Annotated in this window: 20 protein-coding genes and 1 tRNA gene; 3 read left to right on the top strand and 18 right to left on the bottom strand. The window is 36.4% G+C overall.

Annotation, left to right across the window (positions count from 1 at the left end; all coding sequences use genetic code 11):
• Positions 1-5: 5 nt before the first annotated feature.
• The 18 genes from ACYQ3P_RS09470 to ACYQ3P_RS09385 all read right to left on the bottom strand — a co-directional run bounded on the left by ACYQ3P_RS09470 (position 6) and on the right by ACYQ3P_RS09385 (position 13,741).
• Positions 6-143, bottom strand: a complete 138-nt coding sequence (locus tag ACYQ3P_RS09470; RefSeq protein WP_460177652.1) for a hypothetical protein — start codon at positions 141-143, stop codon at positions 6-8.
• Positions 140-1,633, bottom strand: a complete 1,494-nt coding sequence (locus tag ACYQ3P_RS09465) for a monovalent cation/H+ antiporter subunit D family protein (RefSeq protein ID WP_460177651.1) — start codon at positions 1,631-1,633, stop codon at positions 140-142. The genes ACYQ3P_RS09470 and ACYQ3P_RS09465 overlap by 4 nt, the downstream gene beginning before the upstream one ends.
• The gene (nuoK, locus tag ACYQ3P_RS09460) at positions 1,630-1,935 is read right to left on the bottom strand and encodes an NADH-quinone oxidoreductase subunit NuoK (RefSeq protein ID WP_460177650.1); all 306 of its coding nucleotides are present in this window, start codon (positions 1,933-1,935) and stop codon (positions 1,630-1,632) included. Before nuoK ends, ACYQ3P_RS09465 begins: the two co-directional genes overlap by 4 nt.
• Positions 1,922-2,446 carry an NADH-quinone oxidoreductase subunit J family protein gene (locus ACYQ3P_RS09455; RefSeq protein ID WP_460177649.1) on the bottom strand — a complete coding sequence of 175 codons (525 nt, stop codon included), beginning with the start codon at positions 2,444-2,446 and terminating at the stop codon, positions 1,922-1,924. The genes nuoK and ACYQ3P_RS09455 overlap by 14 nt, the downstream gene beginning before the upstream one ends.
• 9 nt (positions 2,447-2,455) lie before the next feature.
• Positions 2,456-3,451 (bottom strand): NADH-quinone oxidoreductase subunit NuoH, encoded by a 996-nt coding sequence (gene nuoH / locus ACYQ3P_RS09450; protein WP_460177648.1) that lies wholly within the window; start codon positions 3,449-3,451, stop codon positions 2,456-2,458.
• Positions 3,444-3,947, bottom strand: coding sequence for an NADH-quinone oxidoreductase subunit C (locus ACYQ3P_RS09445; protein WP_460177647.1), 504 nt, complete (start codon positions 3,945-3,947; stop codon positions 3,444-3,446). The genes nuoH and ACYQ3P_RS09445 overlap by 8 nt, the downstream gene beginning before the upstream one ends.
• On the bottom strand, positions 3,932-4,312 hold the full coding sequence (locus ACYQ3P_RS09440; RefSeq protein ID WP_460177646.1) for an NADH-quinone oxidoreductase subunit A: 381 nt from the start codon (positions 4,310-4,312) through the stop codon (positions 3,932-3,934). Before ACYQ3P_RS09440 ends, ACYQ3P_RS09445 begins: the two co-directional genes overlap by 16 nt.
• 1 nt (position 4,313) lies before the next feature.
• The gene (gene nuoI / locus ACYQ3P_RS09435) at positions 4,314-4,859 is read right to left on the bottom strand and encodes an NADH-quinone oxidoreductase subunit NuoI (RefSeq protein ID WP_460177645.1); all 546 of its coding nucleotides are present in this window, start codon (positions 4,857-4,859) and stop codon (positions 4,314-4,316) included.
• Between the two features lie 8 nt (positions 4,860-4,867).
• On the bottom strand, positions 4,868-6,073 hold the full coding sequence (locus tag ACYQ3P_RS09430; RefSeq protein ID WP_460177644.1) for an NADH-quinone oxidoreductase subunit D: 1,206 nt from the start codon (positions 6,071-6,073) through the stop codon (positions 4,868-4,870).
• Positions 6,055-6,576: an NADH-quinone oxidoreductase subunit B gene (locus ACYQ3P_RS09425; protein WP_460177643.1), complete on the bottom strand. Its 522-nt coding sequence runs from the start codon at positions 6,574-6,576 to the stop codon at positions 6,055-6,057. The genes ACYQ3P_RS09430 and ACYQ3P_RS09425 overlap by 19 nt, the downstream gene beginning before the upstream one ends.
• Entirely contained in the window at positions 6,560-7,066 is a 507-nt protein-coding gene (locus tag ACYQ3P_RS09420) for a 4Fe-4S dicluster domain-containing protein (RefSeq protein WP_460177642.1), read from the bottom strand. Before ACYQ3P_RS09420 ends, ACYQ3P_RS09425 begins: the two co-directional genes overlap by 17 nt.
• Before the next feature lie 10 nt (positions 7,067-7,076).
• Entirely contained in the window at positions 7,077-9,164 is a 2,088-nt protein-coding gene (locus ACYQ3P_RS09415; protein WP_460177641.1) for a molybdopterin-containing oxidoreductase family protein, read from the bottom strand.
• Between the two features lie 12 nt (positions 9,165-9,176).
• Positions 9,177-9,566: a sulfite exporter TauE/SafE family protein gene (locus ACYQ3P_RS09410; protein WP_460177640.1), complete on the bottom strand. Its 390-nt coding sequence runs from the start codon at positions 9,564-9,566 to the stop codon at positions 9,177-9,179.
• A gap of 2 nt (positions 9,567-9,568) precedes the next feature.
• The gene (locus ACYQ3P_RS09405; protein ID WP_460177639.1) at positions 9,569-10,813 is read right to left on the bottom strand and encodes a sulfite exporter TauE/SafE family protein; all 1,245 of its coding nucleotides are present in this window, start codon (positions 10,811-10,813) and stop codon (positions 9,569-9,571) included.
• A gap of 24 nt (positions 10,814-10,837) precedes the next feature.
• On the bottom strand, positions 10,838-11,254 hold the full coding sequence (locus ACYQ3P_RS09400) for a universal stress protein (RefSeq protein ID WP_460177638.1): 417 nt from the start codon (positions 11,252-11,254) through the stop codon (positions 10,838-10,840).
• A gap of 540 nt (positions 11,255-11,794) precedes the next feature.
• Positions 11,795-12,040, bottom strand: coding sequence for a hypothetical protein (locus ACYQ3P_RS11755; protein WP_488199850.1), 246 nt, complete (start codon positions 12,038-12,040; stop codon positions 11,795-11,797).
• 230 nt (positions 12,041-12,270) lie between these two features.
• Positions 12,271-12,342: transfer RNA gene (locus ACYQ3P_RS09390), tRNA-Val, on the bottom strand.
• A 220-nt stretch (positions 12,343-12,562) separates the two neighbouring features.
• The gene (locus ACYQ3P_RS09385; protein WP_460177636.1) at positions 12,563-13,741 is read right to left on the bottom strand and encodes an ISNCY family transposase; all 1,179 of its coding nucleotides are present in this window, start codon (positions 13,739-13,741) and stop codon (positions 12,563-12,565) included.
• A gap of 263 nt (positions 13,742-14,004) precedes the next feature.
• Between ACYQ3P_RS09385 and aroE the strand changes: the two genes are divergently transcribed.
• The 3 genes from aroE to ACYQ3P_RS09370 are packed head-to-tail and all read left to right on the top strand — an operon-like array spanning position 14,005 to position 16,351.
• Positions 14,005-14,826: a shikimate dehydrogenase gene (aroE, locus tag ACYQ3P_RS09380; RefSeq protein ID WP_460177635.1), complete on the top strand. Its 822-nt coding sequence runs from the start codon at positions 14,005-14,007 to the stop codon at positions 14,824-14,826.
• Positions 14,827-14,855: 29 nt separating this feature from the next.
• Positions 14,856-15,794, top strand: a complete 939-nt coding sequence (gene pilM / locus ACYQ3P_RS09375; protein WP_460177634.1) for a type IV pilus biogenesis protein PilM — start codon at positions 14,856-14,858, stop codon at positions 15,792-15,794.
• Complete coding sequence (locus tag ACYQ3P_RS09370) at positions 15,791-16,351, top strand: PilN domain-containing protein (protein WP_460177633.1); 561 nt, start codon at positions 15,791-15,793, stop codon at positions 16,349-16,351. The genes pilM and ACYQ3P_RS09370 overlap by 4 nt, the downstream gene beginning before the upstream one ends.
• The last annotated feature ends 1 nt before the right edge of the window (position 16,352 follow it).

The following is a 16,352-nucleotide window of genomic DNA, read 5'->3' as shown; positions in this document are numbered from 1 at the left end:
CTCCTTCATTTTGCTCCAAGTATAATAATCGCAGTCAGATATAAAACTCCTAAGGCAAACACTATGTAAAATACAGTTCTGTAAGGAGGAACTGGATCATGTTTAAGAATCATTCTCTCTTCTGACTTTCTTTCATCTGTCATTTGAGCACCTCCTTAGCAAGCTCAATAATTAAGTCTGGATAAATACCAAGAATTATACTAATTATTGCAGTAATAAAAAGAGGAACTGCCATAAAAGGATTTTCTCTTATTTCATGGACATGCTCATGGCTGTGTCCTGCGTTATGGTTAAACTTCTTAAAATACGCTCTATAGATAATTGGAAGAAAATAACCAGCGTTTAGCAGAGAACTCGTAAGTAAAACCGCTAAAATATCTATACTTTGTCTTTCAATTGAGCCAATCAATAAATACCACTTAGAAATAAAACCTCCTGTAAGGGGAACTCCAATCATACCCAAAGCTCCAATTGTAAAAGCTGCCATGGTCCAAGGCATTTTCTTTGCTATCCCATCAAGCTGGCTCACCTCAGTCTTATGGGCACATACATAAAGCGAACCTGCGCAGAAAAACAATGTAATTTTTGCAAAGGCATGATTTGAAATATGTATAATTCCACCAATCATTCCATGATAAGTTAGAAGAAGTGCTCCCAAAATTATATAAGACAACTGACTTATTGTTGAAAAAGCAAGCCTTGCCTTGATATTATCCCTTGTAAGAGCAATAATAGAGCCAACAGTAATGGTAAAGGCTGCCATAAATATACCTACATCAGTAGCAGAAAGTTCTTTAAGAAAATCAACTCCAAAAACAAAGAAAACAACTCTTAAGACAGTAAATACACCTGTTTTAACAACTGCAACTGCATGAAGCAAGGCACTCACTGGAGTTGGTGCTACCATAGCAGCAGGAAGCCAACTATGAAGAGGCATAACCGCAGCCTTAGCAAATCCGTATAGATACATCAGAAAAACAATTCCTAAAATTCCTTTATAAGTCTGTCTTACATATTCAGGAAAAATACCACCTTTCTGGAAATCAAGAGTTCCAGCAAGCATATAAGTTATTACAATAGCAGCTACAAGAAATAGTTTTGCTGCTCCAATGAGATAAATTGCATATTTTCTTGCTCCTGCCTTTGCCTCATCTGTTTCATGATGGGCAACAAGTGGATAAGTAACAAATGTTAATCCTTCATAAAAAAGGAACATCGTAAAAAGATTAGCTGAGAAGGCAACTCCCATAGTCGCGGAAAGCGCTGCCGCAAAACAGGCAAAGTATCTTGTTTGCTTTTTCTCATTATGTCCACGCATATATCCAATTGAGTAAAATGTAGTGATTATCCACAGAAAAGATGCTCCAAGTGCAAAAAGCATTCCCAAAGCATCGGCTCTAAACTTTATCTCAATACCGGGTAAAATTTTGAAAACTTCGCATTCAAGGATTTTACCTTCCATAATTGCAGGTAACATTGACAAAACTACCAAAAATTTTAATACCCCTGCCAATACAGACCAAAACTCTCTTAAATTAGGTCTTTTTTCTCCTGTTGCAATGATAAAGGGTATTGTAATCAAAGAAATTAAAACTGGTATTACTGGCAAAATAGAATATTCTGTATTCATCATTCTTCCCTCATCAGGTTGAAGTCTTCAAGTTTCAAAGTTGGTTTATTTCTATAAATAATCACAACGACAATCAGTCCTACAGCAACAGCTCCACCAGCAACAGCAATAACAAACAGAGCAAATATCTGTCCTCTTAAATCCTGCATGTAATGGCTAAGGGCAATTAAAGAAATATTTACTGCATTGAGCATAATTTCAATTGAAATCAGCATCATTATGATGTTTCTTCTTATGAGAAATCCTAACGCTCCAATAAAAAACAATATTGCACTTAAAGCAAGATAAAAACTAAGAGGTACCATTTATCTTCCTCCTTAATGATGCCAGTCCTACTCCAATGAGTGGCACAAGAAGAATAAATCCAAGAATAATTAAAGGTAAAAGATATTCGTTAAAAAGAACTATTCCTATGGTTTTTGTATGTCCATGTTTTACGATATAGTCTATTGAGTATGGACCTGTATATTGCTTTTCATAAGTAAATATTCCAATAAAAACAGAGAAAAGCAGAAGCAGGACAGCATATAATCTTGCTCCCCATGAGCGAATAAATACAGATTCTTTTATTTCTTCCTTTAAATTGAGCAGAAATATGGTAAAAATGAACATAACTAAAATAGCACCAGCATAAACTATTATTTGAACCATTGCAAGAAACTCGGCATTAAGAAGTAGATAAATTCCGCCCAGATGAATAAACATTAAAAGTATCCAGAGTAAACTGTGAACAAGATTTTTTCTTGTAATTGCAATAACTGCTGAGCTAACAATAACTGTGGCAAAATATGTAAACAATATCAAAGGTGCCATCATTTCTCCCCATTAAACAAATCTTTTTAAAAAAGCAGTAATCAAAATGTTTACAATTCCCAAAGGAATTAGCACTTTCCATCCAAGACTCAGTAGCTGGTCAAATCTGTATCTTGGAAAAGTTGCTCTTACCCAGATATAAAGGAATATGAAGGCATAAACTTTTATTGCAAACCAGATTATCCCCGGAATTTTATCCAAAAAAGGCAATATGCTTAATACATAATTTGGCACAGTCCATCCTCCAAGAAAGCAGAGGGAGCAAAGGGATGCCATAACATACATTGCAACATACTCACCTAAGAAAAAGGCTGCATATCTGAAAGCACTATACTCTGTAAGATATCCTGCAACAAGCTCTGTCTCTGCCTCAGGAAGATCAAATGGAGCTCTGTTTGTCTCTGCAAAGGCTGAAACGACAAATACAAAGAACCCTATAATCTGAGGTATTGCATATATTCCAAAAACAGATTTCTGCTGTGCAATCACTATATCACTGAGCTTAAGAGAGCCTGCCATAAGCACAACTCCTGCAAGGCTTAGCCCAAGCGCAATTTCATAACTTAATACTTGCGAGGCAGACCTAATTCCACCTAAAAATGAATACCTACTGTTTGATGCCCAACCTGCAAGAATTACTCCATAAACTGAAATTGAAGCCATTGCAAGGATAAATAAAAGCCCAACATTTAAGTCTGCCAAAATAAAGCCGTGTGTGAATGGTATTACAGTTAAGTTAACAATTGAGAAAACCAGTACTATTAATGGTGCAACTCTAAAAAGAAATTTATCTGCCTGCGCAGGCACAATGTCTTCTTTAAAGAAAATTTTTATAAAATCAGCCAAAGGCTGAAGAATTCCATGTGGACCTACTTCCATTGGTCCATATCTTGCCTGAGCTCTTCCAATAATCTTTCTTTCTGCAAGGGTTGTGAGCGCTACATGAGTAAGGACAATCGCAAGGACAACAGCAGTTTTAATAATTGTAACTATCAAAAATTCAAGCATTTTTGTCCTCCAGAATTTCCCTAAATCCTCTCCAAAGCTCCTTGCCTCTCATTGGATAATCCTTTCTTAAAGGATGACCATCCCAATCCTCTGGCATAAGGATTCTTCTTAAATCTGGATGCCCTTTAAAATTTATTCCAAACATGTCATAGCATTCCCTTTCATGCCAGTTTGCACCTTCCCACAAGTCTGTTATCGTTTCAATCTCTGGACTGTCTTCTGGAATTCTTGTTTTTACTCTTATGTGAATTCTGTTTTCAATTGAATAAAGGTTATAAACAACTTCAAAGCGAGGATTTTCACGAAAATAGTCAACACCGCAGAGGTCCTGAAGATGATTGAATTTGTGCATATCTTTTAAATACTGTATCAACTCCTTTAAATGTTCTCTCTTTACCATAACAGAGTATTGACCTCTGAATTCTTCAACAGAGACAATTGATTCACCAAATTTTTCTTTCAAATCTTCAATTATCTCTACTACTTTCTGTGCCATGTAAGAGCTCCTACAACAAATTCGTAAACAAAGCCAACAACTATTAGAAGAATAAAGATTATCATTACAAAAAAGCCTTCCAATGATATTGCATCAAATGCAACTGCCCAAGGATAAAGAAAAATCACTTCAACATCAAACACCACAAATAGGATAGCAAGCATAAAAAATCCGATATTGTATTTTTCTCTTGGTTCAGGACTTGGTAAATTTCCTGACTCGTAGGCAAGAAACTTTACAGGATTAAATTTTCTGGGAGCTACCAATCTGTTTATAATCAATCCTCCAACTCCAAATAGGGTGGCTAAAACTAATGCTATTAAAACTGGCAAATATTCAGTAGGAACATAGCTACCGGGTTGCATTCTAACTCCTCTTAATCTTTATTGGTTTTGGTTCTCTTTTTGCATTTGGAAGTCTGCTTCTGTTAATTCCATCAAGATACCAGAACTTGTTAACATATTCATCCTTTGGATACAGAGCTATAAACTCATCCCAGTTTCTAAGCAAAGCTTCTTTGTCAAAGTAGTTTGTCTTTCTATCATATGAGGCATACTCATAAAACTCAGTGAGCACTATAGCATTTACAGGACATACTTCCTCGCAAAAACCACAAAAAACGCATCTTAAAGCATCTATTTCATACTTTGTAAGCTCCCTTGCACCTGTCTCTTGATTGACTGCATAGTCTATGTAAATGCACATTGAAGGGCAAACCTGTGCACACTTTGTGCATGCAACACAGCGCTCCTTTCCAGTTTCAGGATCACGCACAAAAGCATGTCTTCCTCTGAAACCGGGCTCAACAGGCTTTTTCTCCTTTGGATACCTGATAGTTATTGGCTTGGTAAAAATTGTTCTGAAGGTTATAAGTAAACCCTGAATTAAATCAAAAAGAAGTATCTTTTTCAATAAAGCCCTCATCTGTCAGCCTCTCCCATGACAATGTCAAGTGTTCCAATTATTGCAATAACATCTGCAAGAAGATGTCCTTCACATAGCTTTGGTATAGCAGAAATATGAATAAATGAAGGAGCTCTGACCCTCATTCTGTAAGGTTTTACAGAACCATCGCTTACTATATAAAAGCCTAATTCTCCCTTTGGAGCTTCAATTGCTGAGTATATCTCACCCTTTGGAAACATCTCCATAGTCTCAGCAGTAAATCTGATATATCCGCTCCAAAAAGAGCTGTCAGCTGTTATCTTCCTTTTTGTTTGATGAGGCATGTCCTGTTCTGGCGCACTTTCAGCTAAAACTTCTCCCTGAGGCATCTTCTCAATGCACTGCTTAACAATTAAGCAAGACTGCCTCATTTCCCTTATTCTGCATAGATATCTGTCATATGTATCTCCTTGCACACCAAGTGGAACTTCAAATTCAACATAGGGATATGCATCATAGGGCATAAGCTTTCTTATGTCATAGTAAACTCCGCTTCCTCTAAGTGCTGGACCTGTAATCCCAAGAGATAAAGCCTCATCTGCACTAATTACACCAACATCACGAGTCCTTGCTATCCAAATTCTGTTTTCAGTTAAAAGTCCTTCATACTCATCAATTCTCTGTAGCATTACATCCATAAATTTATAAATCTCATCTAAAACTTCATCCGTTACATCTACTCTTACTCCACCTATTCTTGGATATGTAACTGTTAGGCGAGCTCCGCATATTTTTTCAAAGAAATCAAGTATCTGCTCTCTTTCCCTGAAGGCATAAAGGAAAACTGTCATAGCTCCAATGTCCAATGCATGGGTTGCAAGCCAGAGAAGATGACTGCTAAGACGTGTAAGCTCTGCAACCATTGTTCTTATAAATTTTGCTCTCAAAGGTGGTTCAATTCCTAAAAGTCTCTCAACTGCAAGACAATAACCAATGTTGTTTGACATGCTTGAAATATAATCAAGTCTGTCAGTAAGAGTTATTGCCTGTGCATAGGTTTTATTTTCACCTAATTTTTCAACACCCCTGTGAAGATAACCCACCTCAGGAACAATTTTTACAACTTTTTCACCCTCAAACTCGCAATAAAGCTTTAGCACACCATGAGTTGCAGGATGGTGTGGACCCATCTGAAGAACAAATCTTGTCTCACTGAGTTTTTCTATTTCCAACTGCCCCATCTTCCTGATTCCTTCATTATTTTTTCTTTAAGCTTCATAATTCCGTTAAAAAGTGCCTCTGGTCTTGGCGGACAACCCGGCACATATACATCAACAGGAAGAAATTGGTCTGCACCCTGAACAGTACTGTATGTGTTGAAAATTCCTCCTGTGCATGCACAACTTCCCATTGCAATAACATACTTTGGCTCCGGCATCTGATCATAAACCATTTTTACAACAGGTGCCATTTTGTAAGTTACTGTTCCAGCAATTATAATTACATCTGCTTGTCTTGGTGATGCCCTGAATAAAATACCATAACGGTCAAGGTCAAAACGGGAGGCGCCTGCTGCCATCATCTCAATTGCACAGCAGGCAAGTCCAAAAGTAAGGGGCCAAAGGGAGTTTGAACGCCCCCAATTAACGAGCTTATCAAGGGTAGTGATGATCACGCTATCACTACCCTTGATGAGTTTCACATCTTTTTCTACTTCAATGATATTATCAGTAGAGGGATGCATAGGTTTCTTTTACGAAGGCTTCTCTTTTGAGTTTTGATGCTTCATCAGCTGAGACAAATTTCAAAGCTTTAGTTGTGCATTTTGTAACGCATGCAGGCAAAAGCCCTTGATCAACACGATCTTTACAGTAGTCACACTTTACAACTTTGCCTGTTTCTGAATTCCACTGAGGCACTCCCCACGGACATGCTGTAATGCATGATTTACACCCAACGCAAAGGGATTGTTCAACAAAAACAATTCCATCTTTTGAGCGTTTCTGCATTGCACCTGTTGGACAGGCTTTTACGCACCAGGGATCTTCACAGTGAAAGCAAGGCATAAAGACAAATCTCTGTCTTGGAAGTCCACCAATAAGTTTTATATCAGTCTCAATAATTCTGCAAAGTCTTGGTCCAACTGGAAGGTCATTCTTGGTTTTGCAGTGAACCTCGCAAGCATAACAGCCTATACATTTGTCATGGTCTTGATATATGTAGTAAATGCTCATTTCATCCCTCCTATGCCTTCTTAACCTTTACAAAGCATTCAAACAATGCACCAGTGTGACTACCATAGGACATCTTGTCAAAGGCACCCTTAAGCAATCTTCCCTCGTTTACTCCTTTTCCGTAAGAGCGAGTCTTTAAAGGAACCTCATTTTCAAACCCACGATACATAAATACCGCCTCTGGATGAATAAAAGGAGTAACCTTTGCTCTGATTTTACCTGAGTAATCTCCTGAGGAAACCTCTACGGTGTCACCATCCTTTATTCCAAGCTTCTTTGCAACTTGCTCATTAATCCAAAGCTCATTTTCAGACACAATCTCATTCAAGTATCTGTTGTTATGGGTCTGAACATGGGTGTGAACTGCCATTCTTCCAAATACAAGTCTGAATTCTCCTTCTTCAATATTTGGTTTTGGTGGGCTTTGGAATTCAAGGAAATATGGGACTTCTCTTTCTGTCATCTTACTTGAAAGTATCTCAATTTTTCCCGAAGGTGTTTTAAACTTTAACTCTTCCCTTGTGTACATCTTCGCATCTTTACAAATAGCTACCTGTCCTGTTTTTGTAAAATCTTCAATTTTAACCCCTGTGCCTTCAAGTTGATAGTTCCATATATCTTCAATCTTCTCATATGGCATATGCTCTCCAGCACCACATGCCTTTGCAAGACCTGTAAATATCTCCCACTTTCCTTTAGTATCATAAATTGGCTCAATGCTTTTTCTCCTCATAACAAAGGCTGGCTTAGCACCTCTTTGCATACCAATTATGTCATCTCTTTCAAGATATGTTGACTCAGGAAGAACTACATCTGCATACCATGCGGTATTGGAGTAATTCGTGTCTATAGCTACAAGTAAATCAAGTCCTTGAAGAGTTTCTTCTATATCTTTCTTTGTAATACCTGCAAATGGGTCATATCTGATAACGAAAAGCCCTTTTATGGGATAAGGCTCTCCTGTTTTTATTGCTTTGTAAAGATGAAGGATATGTCCAGCTCCATCATAAAGAAAACCTTTGCCAGATTCAGCCTCAATTCTTTTGTCCTGAGGAGCAGGAACTCTTTCAAGAAGGCTGTTTAATCCCTTTGCACCAACTTCTTTTGGTGTCTTTGCTAAAATAAGTCCACCTTTTTGCTCAATTGCACCAAGCAAAGCATTAAGTATAATTATTGCCCTTGCATTGTAGAAGTAATCCATTGTACGGGCTGCAAACCATCCGGGATAAAGAATCACTCTTGGTTTGTCACTTCCAAGCTGTCTTGCAAAGTTTACTATTTCATAGGCTGGAATTCCTGTTTCCTTTTCAGCCCATTCTGGTGTGTAGGGTTTAATAAAGTTTTCAAGCTCTGGAAGCCCTGTAACAAATCTATCTACGAAGTCTCTGTCAAAAAGATTTTCCCTCAGAATAACATGGATTAGTGCGAGATTTAGTGCATAATCTCCGCCAGGTCTAATCTGGAGAAACTTAGTTGCCTTTGTAGCAGTTTTAGTAACTCTCACATCTATGTATGTCATTCGAGCGCCGTTGTTAAGAGCTTTCACTATATTGTTTACTTCTCTGACGCCCAATGCTTCTACAGCATTTCTTCCATAGAAAACCATATGTCTTGTGTTTGCAAAATCATATCCAACCTCAGGTCTTGCATATCCAAGAAGACTTTGATAGGCAAGGTCAACATTTTTTCTGCAAAAATCATCGTGGCTGAAATAGTTTGGTGAGCCAATTGATCGCAAAAAAACCCTTTGAATTTCACCAAAAAGTCCGGCTCCTCTGTCCAAAAGAGCAATAGCTTTTTTTCCATACTGCGCCTGAATTTTTCCCACTGCATCAGCCACATAATTGAAAGCCTCTTCCCATGTAGCTCTCCTGAACTGTCCAGAACCTCTTGGACCGGTTCTAATCATTGGATATTGAGGTCTTTCAAAGTCATAAAGAAGTGAAATACCAGCAGAGCCCCTGGCGCAGAGGCTCCTCTCCATGCCAGGGATATATGGATTTCCTTCAATCCAAGTGACTCTGCCGTCTTCAACTTCAACTCTTATTGGACATCTGACTGAACACATTCCGCAAATGCTAAAAACCGAGGTTTTCATGTTTCACCCCTTTTAAAATACACCAAGAAGCTGTAATGCTAAAATTGCAAGACCTACTACTGCAACTCTTTTAACAGCTATAGGACTAATTTTCTTCGCAATACGAGGTCCTATAAAGCCACCTAAGATTGCAGCAGGAAACATTATTAAGAAAAATATTGGATCAAAGTTACCAAATCCATAGTGTCTGAATGTTCCCATGAGAGTATTGAAAAATATTGCAAGGAGAGAGCTACCAACAACTACATACATTGGGAGTCTCATCGCAACTGTCATAAGAGGAACCATAAATGGTCCTCCACCAAATCCAAACATTGATGATGCAATTGCTATGAGAAATGCACCGGGTATTCCTATCCAAAGATTTGCTTTAAATTCTTGTCCCCAGAATTCAATTTTCATCTTTATTTACCTCCTTCCTGTTTTTTCTTTGCAGCTTCTTCAGCTCTCTTCTTAAACTCTTTAAGAATTGCCTGCTCTTTCTTATTCTTCTCAAGATACTTTGGTGTTGTCTGCCATAGCATCAATGCAGCAAGAATCAGAAGCACCCAACCAAAAAGGAATTTATACTGTTCAAGGGTGATAAGCTCTGTGAGTTTCGGACCAATAAATCCTCCTGCCAACATCGCAAGTCCCAATGTTACTCCAAGTTTCCAGTTGATAAATTTGATCTTTGAATAGTTATAAATACCTGAAGCCTGTGAGAAAAGAACAGTTGGCATAACTGATCCAGCAACAACAGTGTGGGGAAGTCCCAACATAACAAGAATTGGATTAAGTATAAATCCACCACCTGCACCCATTACAACTCCAAAGGTTGTTATAGCAGCTGTAAGAAGGAATGGCCACAAGACATTGACAGTTCTACCGGCATTAGGCAGATAAACATTTGGGAAAGAAACAGAGTTTTCAATAACCACAGGATCACTCTTAATCTCCTTGTCAACCTTTGCTACTACAAAGTATTTCCCAGGAGCTGCATTGTCTGGCAAATCAACTACAGCAGTAAATGTGCCATCATCATTAATCTTTAGATTTGATGAGAATATTGCATCCACACTGCGAAATCTTGCTTTAAGAAGTTGCATAGACCTGCGTTTATTCTCCTTTTCATCCATTGGTTCAAGCTTTGTTCCTCTTGAACCAATTATGCTTGCCCAAAGAGTTGTCTGATATCTGTCAATAAGAATTTTTGCAGGATAACCATAAACTGCATCCGCTCCTGCATCCTTTATAACCTTTGAAACGCTCCATTTTTTCCCTTCTTTTTTTGCTGCTTCTAAAACAGACTTGTATTTTTCAGGAACTATCAACCTGTAATAGGCAGGCATATCGTCGGTCATATAAAAGATATAGGGTCTTTTACCTGTTTTTGGGTCTGGATCAGTATCAAGCCTTGCAGCTCTTATTTTTTTCTCTGCCCAAACTTCAATGTAAACATCTTTTCCAGCAGGTGCTTTTCCTGTGACTGTAATTTTTCCACCACCAGAAAGCTGAGTTTTATCAACCTTAATTTCTAATTTTTCTACTGCTTGAGCGTCCTTTGGCGCCTCTGCTGGCTTCTGTTCAACAGGTTGCTGAGATAAACCTGTTGTAGAAAAGGTTAAAACAACAAATAAAGCTAAAAATACAGTGATAAATCGCTTCATTTTCAACACCTCCATATAATTTTGTTATCTTACTATCAATACAGATTGGGTAGCATTTGCAGCTACCTTTTGAGTAACGCTTCCGAAGAGAGTTCTTTCTGTGGCATCCTTTCCCTTAGAGCCAATAACAATAAGGGAATAACTGTTGTCTTTTGCATAGTCAATAATGATATCAGCTGGTGAACCTTCAAGAATTAAAGTTTCTCCTCTCATCCCCCTTTCTTCAAGAATTTTTGAGGCAGTCTTGAGATTTCCCTCTACTTCTGCTCTAAAAATGCTTTCAATTGTTGCACAGTCAACCCCAACTTCAAGAAAACAAACTTTAGGAACAACTGAAAGGATGGTAAGCTGAGAGCCGAATTTTTGAGCTATCTCAATTGCTTTCTCAAGTGCCCTTTTTGACCATTCTGAACCATCAAAACATACTAAAATTTTCTCCATGTTATACCTCTTACGAATTTAATCTGTATAAATTTATGCAAATGCTTTGCCAAAATTAAGTTATTGAAAAATCTATGAAAATATATAACTGTGGTGTCCCAATTGGAACAATTAAGCAGATTTTTTGTCCCAAATGGAACAATAAAACCTAATTTGAACAGTTTTTATAGAAAATTTTTGAGGCTGTTCCCAAACTTACAAATACATAAAAATCAAGGATTTTTAACCTTTTTTCTTTACCCCTAAACCACTAAGATATCTTAATCCTTTTGTATCGGAGGACAAGCAATGAGAAGACATAATCAACCTAACTTTGCTGACTATCATCATCCCTACTAATGACACATTGAAACCTTTCTTCCCAAAAATAGCGATAGACACTCGTCACTGCGAGCCCCCCTGTTGCGAGCGATAGCGTGGCAATCTGGGGCGAAGCAGTCTCTAATAAGGCTTTATTAAAAAAAAGTAGAGATTGCTTCGCATCCTTCGGATGCTCGCAATGACAGCAAAAAATACTTAATTTTCAAATGGTTATACCAATTATTGGATTCTATCTCTATTTTTCGGTCTCTTCCGCAGTATTGACTTCTCCTTCATATATGAGCTTTGCAAAGATAAATACTCCTCTTCGGCAGTCAGGACTACAACCCTGTAAGTCTTTTTAAAGCACTTTTGCTCATATATCTTGGATATACCAACTCTGAAATAGAGCTTTCTAAAAGGCTCAAGTTTGACGATAGGCTTTGCTTTCTCTGCGAATTCTCCAACGGAAACACTCCCAAACATAACACCTTAAGATAAGCATCACTATAAAGGAAGTCTATGGGATAGTATTAAAAAATTGATTTTTTAATGAGAAAAAAGTTGACATTTGAGCACATGACGGGAAAATTAGGTATTCACATCGTGCACCAAGCCATAAACAAAAAGCCTTAAATTTGCTTGATAAAAAACTGAACAAAATTCAACTACATATTTACTGCATAGTTTGGTAGGTAAGTCATTGATTTTACTAATAGGCGCGGAGGGGATCGAACCCACGACCTCTTCCGCGTCAAGGAAGCGCTCTCCCACTGAGCTACGCGCCTGATTTTTATAATTATAATTACATTGCGTAATTGTTGTCAAATTTTTAAAAATAATTGGTTAAAGCATTACAAATATTACCATAAATATTTATTTTCTGTTATTGCAAGCAGATAGGTAACGAAGCAATTTCTTTTTTTGGGATTTCCATGTCTCACCTTCTTTGGGAATGTTATTACTAAAGCCAAGTCACACTTTATTACTATATTAAAATGTCACATTTTATTTTAAGCTTCTCCTCCAAGGGTGATTAGCTGCAGGTTTATATTTTTTCTTTTCCTTCTGCTCTCTCTGTTCCTCTATATAAGTCCTGAGATTTAAAATCTCTTCTTTCTCTTTAAGTCTCTCTTTTTCTGTCTTATCTAATCCTTTTATTTCTGAATATCCTATACGTTTGCCTTCCCATAATATCTCCATTCTACCGTCTCTAAGTTCACAAACATCTACCCATTTGCCTGCAAGGCTCTTAATTCCCTTTACAGGAAGTATCTGATAAACTCCTCCACAGTATCTTAATGTGTTGTCTTTGTTCACTTTTCTTGGATGTTTTATTGAAAAGACAAGGTCAAGGTCTTTTTCTGTAGCCACAGGCATATAAAGACTCTCTACAGAAAGAGTGTATCTACTGTTACTCCATGTAAGAAATTCCTCTTTGAGAAACTTGTTAGCCTCATCATAATCCCTTATACCACTTAATCTCATCTCCTTAATAAGCCTGTCCTGAAAAAATCTAAACTTACGTTCAACTCTTCCTTTTGCCTGCGGAGTATTTGCATTGATTAGTTTAATCCCCAATTCATTTAATGCTCTTGCAATCTGGGTTTCTTTATGTTGTACTTCAACATGATAGTGAAGTCCTCCATGCCTTGTTGTCCTAAAGTGAGAGGCTTTATCAGTGTATAAAGCCATAAAGACACCTTTTTGCTCTATATATGCTCTTATTACTGACATATTTGCCCATACTGTCTCAGATGGATGAAATTCAGCATACACAAATCCATCTGCATCATCTATCATTGCTACAAGCCACCATTGCTGCCCAATACCTTCAATCCACCTATGTTGAGATGAATCCATCTGCACAAGCATTCCTGCCTTAGGCATCCTCCTTCTCCTTCGGTATACTTTTCTTTTCTTCTTAGGTTCATGTAACCCTTCCTGTATCAATATCTTTCTTATACTTTCATAGCTTAAGTTAATGTCATGAACATCCTTAAGTTTATCCTTAAAGTGAAGTATGTTGAAATCCCAGTACAAGGACTTTCTCAAGCTTATGATCTCATCCTTGACGGAAGAGTCAATCTTTAGGGCTGTGGGTGGCTCAGGTATTTTCCTTAAAAGCCCCTCAAAACCCTGAAACTTGAACCTCTCCTTTAGCCTTAAAACCTGTCTGTAACTCAACCCTAATATCTCCTAAGCTTGTTTAAGGGTTAAAAAGCCTGATAAGACTTGATTCATTACTTCAAACCTCTTCAACTCTTCCTCCGTAAAAATGTATTTTTTTCTCCATAAAACCTCCTTCCTTTAGATTGCTTGCCTAAAAGAAGGAGGTTAACATATATGTGACATTTCAATTTAGTAAAAACAGATGACATTTTAATATAGTAACCACAGGTTAACACGTGGTATTTGAAATAATTCTAATGATATGCTACAATAGGTCAGTGATTACAGGAAAAACAAAGGTAATTGGTATATTTGGAGATCCCATTGAACACTCTCTTTCTCCCTTAATTCATAATGAAGCTTTTAAATATCTTGGACTTGATTACTGTTATGTGCCCTTCCATGTCAAAAAGGAAAAATTGAAAGAAGCCGTTGATGGCATTCGAGCATTGAATATAAAAGGGGTAAATATAACTGTTCCTCATAAGGAAGAAGTAATTCAGTATCTTGACGAATTATCAGAGGAAACTAAAAATATCGGAGCAGTCAACACAATTTTGAATAAAGAAGGAATTCTTAAAGGATTTAATACTGATGCTAAGGGGTTTATTTATTCATTGAAAGAAGCAGAAGTGAGTATAAGCAATAAAAATGTATTAATTATCGGAGCAGGAGGCGCAGCAAGGGCATTAGTTTATGGCATCCTTAATGAGGGAGGAAAAATTTTTATATATAATAGAACAATTGAAAAGGCGAAGGCATTAGAAGGAAGGTTTCAAAATTTTGGAAGTATTGAAGTTTTAGATAAAATGGAAAAGAATACGATAGAAAAGATGCATATAATTGTTAATGCAACATCTCTTGGTTTAAAGAAGAATGATTCATTACCTATTTCTCCTGAACTTTTAAATTCCTCACAGATTTATTGTGATATCGTATATCCTGAAACAATAATGATGAAGAAGGCAAAAGAAATTGGTTGTAAAGTTTTAGGTGGGATTGGAATGCTTCTCTGGCAAGCAGTTTTTGCCTTTGAGATATGGACTGGAATTCAGCCTCCCATTGATATTTTGAAAAAGGTCTTGACAAAAAATTTCTGATAATAAAAAATAATAATAAAAAATAAACGATGATTATCGGAATAGACATAGAGCCATCTTCTATTAAAGTTGCCCAAATAAAAAAGAAATTTGAACTCGTTCAGTGGGAAATATTTGATTTGCCAATGGGGATTGTTAGTTCTGAGGGTATATTAGATAAAGACGGATTAGTTAAAAATTTAGCAAAGATAAATACAAAATTAAATTTAAGAAATCCAAAAGTAGCATTTTCTATTTCAGGTCCAACATATATAGCTGTAAGAATTGTGAAAGTACCATATACTGATAAGGATGAGATTGCCTTAAATCTTCCTTATGAGCTTGATAAATATATACCATTTAGTGTTAAAGAAGTATATCATGATTTTCATATTATTGAAAAATCAAATGACACAAATTCTACTGAAATTCTACTTGCTGTAGCGAATAAGGATATAGTTAACGAATATATAGGAGTTTTTGAAAAAGCGGGGATGAATGTTGCGGTAGTAGACATCGGAGCAATAGCTCTTTATAATGTATACGAAATTAATTACACAGATAATTATGCAGCATTGATTGTAAATATTGGAGAAAAGGTCATAAATTTTGTTGTGGCAAAGAAAAAAAAGCCTCTTTACATTAAAGACAGCATTCATTCATTTAATCCTAATGTAAATGAATTAACTGAAGATGAAATAAGAAACTTTGCAGATGAGATTTCAGCTGAAATTTATAGACAAATAGAATACTTCAAGAATTATATGAGCGAAGAATCAATAAATAAAATTTATCTAACTGGCATTCCTGTTATCTCTCCTGTTTTTATATCTGCTGTCAGTGACAGACTTGAACAGGAAGTGATGATTTTTAATCCTTTCAGACAAATCAAGATAGACAAAAAAATACCATCAAGGATCCAAAATTACTCTCACTTAGCTTCAATATCTATTGGATTGTCATTAAGAGGAACGGAGAAACTTAAGTGATAAAGATTAATCTGCTCCCAAAAAGAGAAATTAAAACAAAAACCAAAAAAAAGGTTGACATAACATTATCAAAGGATGTTGTAAAGAATTTATTGATTCCTGTATTTATATTATTAATAATTTTAGGTCTGATATTTGCATACTTAGAGATGACTAAATCTAATTTAAAAAAGGAGATAGAGCAAAATAAAAATCTGCTTTCAAATCTTCAGAAAAAAGTGGAAGAGGTGAAAAAATTTGAAGCCCTTAATAAAGAAATAGAAGCTAAAACAAAGTTAATTGAGGATTTAAGAAAAATACAGGCTTTGCCTGTTACTCTTTTAAATTTGATACCAAAAAAACTTCCTGATGGAGTATGGATGACTGCGTTAAATTATGATAATAATGCTGTGACTATTGAAGGATTTAGCTTTTCCAATTTGAATATTGTAAGTTTTGTAGAAAATTTAAAAGCAGTTCCTGAACTACAGGATGTTGCTCTTGTTGAATCTTCTCAAGCTGAATATGAAAAAACAACAGTTTATAAATTCATATTAAGATTTAGGGTGAAAAGTTAAA

Source organism: Thermodesulfovibrio hydrogeniphilus, from assembly GCF_054657355.1.
The sequence above is the reverse complement of the archived record's forward strand: the minus strand, read 5'-3'. Positions and strand labels throughout refer to the sequence as shown.

Excerpts from the sequence above, each read along its gene's own strand:
- ACYQ3P_RS09465 (WP_460177651.1), bottom strand. The coding sequence starts at position 1,633 with ATGATGAATACAGAATATTCTATTTTGCCAGTAATACCAGTTTTAATT.
- ACYQ3P_RS09425 (WP_460177643.1), bottom strand. The coding sequence starts at position 6,576 with ATGCATCCCTCTACTGATAATATCATTGAAGTAGAAAAAGATGTGAAA.
- ACYQ3P_RS09470 (WP_460177652.1), bottom strand. The coding sequence starts at position 143 with ATGACAGATGAAAGAAAGTCAGAAGAGAGAATGATTCTTAAACATGAT.
- nuoK (WP_460177650.1), bottom strand. The coding sequence starts at position 1,935 with ATGGTACCTCTTAGTTTTTATCTTGCTTTAAGTGCAATATTGTTTTTT.
- ACYQ3P_RS09400 (WP_460177638.1), bottom strand. The coding sequence starts at position 11,254 with ATGGAGAAAATTTTAGTATGTTTTGATGGTTCAGAATGGTCAAAAAGG.
- ACYQ3P_RS09415 (WP_460177641.1), bottom strand. The coding sequence starts at position 9,164 with ATGAAAACCTCGGTTTTTAGCATTTGCGGAATGTGTTCAGTCAGATGT.
- pilM (WP_460177634.1), top strand. The coding sequence starts at position 14,856 with ATGATTATCGGAATAGACATAGAGCCATCTTCTATTAAAGTTGCCCAA.
- ACYQ3P_RS09445 (WP_460177647.1), bottom strand. The coding sequence starts at position 3,947 with ATGGCACAGAAAGTAGTAGAGATAATTGAAGATTTGAAAGAAAAATTT.
- ACYQ3P_RS09455 (WP_460177649.1), bottom strand. The coding sequence starts at position 2,446 with ATGATGGCACCTTTGATATTGTTTACATATTTTGCCACAGTTATTGTT.
- ACYQ3P_RS09420 (WP_460177642.1), bottom strand. The coding sequence starts at position 7,066 with ATGAGCATTTACTACATATATCAAGACCATGACAAATGTATAGGCTGT.
- ACYQ3P_RS09410 (WP_460177640.1), bottom strand. The coding sequence starts at position 9,566 with ATGAAAATTGAATTCTGGGGACAAGAATTTAAAGCAAATCTTTGGATA.
- ACYQ3P_RS09430 (WP_460177644.1), bottom strand. The coding sequence starts at position 6,073 with ATGGGGCAGTTGGAAATAGAAAAACTCAGTGAGACAAGATTTGTTCTT.
- nuoH (WP_460177648.1), bottom strand. The coding sequence starts at position 3,451 with ATGCTTGAATTTTTGATAGTTACAATTATTAAAACTGCTGTTGTCCTT.
- ACYQ3P_RS09405 (WP_460177639.1), bottom strand. The coding sequence starts at position 10,813 with ATGAAGCGATTTATCACTGTATTTTTAGCTTTATTTGTTGTTTTAACC.
- ACYQ3P_RS11755 (WP_488199850.1), bottom strand. The coding sequence starts at position 12,040 with ATGTTTGGGAGTGTTTCCGTTGGAGAATTCGCAGAGAAAGCAAAGCCT.
- ACYQ3P_RS09440 (WP_460177646.1), bottom strand. The coding sequence starts at position 4,312 with ATGCAACCCGGTAGCTATGTTCCTACTGAATATTTGCCAGTTTTAATA.